This window comes from Fructilactobacillus sp. X2R1C1 (genome assembly GCF_059901435.1).
In genome coordinates this window covers 1-250 of record NZ_JBWXUV010000125.1, presented here as the reverse complement: position 1 = coordinate 250, position 250 = coordinate 1, and the positions used below count along the sequence as shown (strand labels likewise).

The following is a 250-nucleotide window of genomic DNA, read 5'->3' as shown; positions in this document are numbered from 1 at the left end:
GACCTGCTGCGCGCTTAGGGCATATGCCGGGACATCGCCGTCGTAGATGTGCACCTCCTGCTTGCCTAGGCCCCGCAGGTAGTGGTGATTGACCCAGTGCTCCAGCGTTCCACCGCCCAGGACAACAAATGCCAGTCGCTCATCGGATGAAAGATTTGGCAGGTTGGAGTCGACCTCGTGGAGCGCTTTGGAAAGGGCTTTCAAGGCTAGTACATCGGTTGGACCTTCGACGCACACTAGTACCTGGACC

The 250-nt window shown here is 58.4% G+C and carries 1 pseudogene; it reads right to left on the bottom strand.

Annotated elements, in window-relative coordinates:
* A pseudogene (locus tag AC6UDG_RS07730) lies at positions 1-250 on the bottom strand (hypothetical protein); the annotation flags it as partial.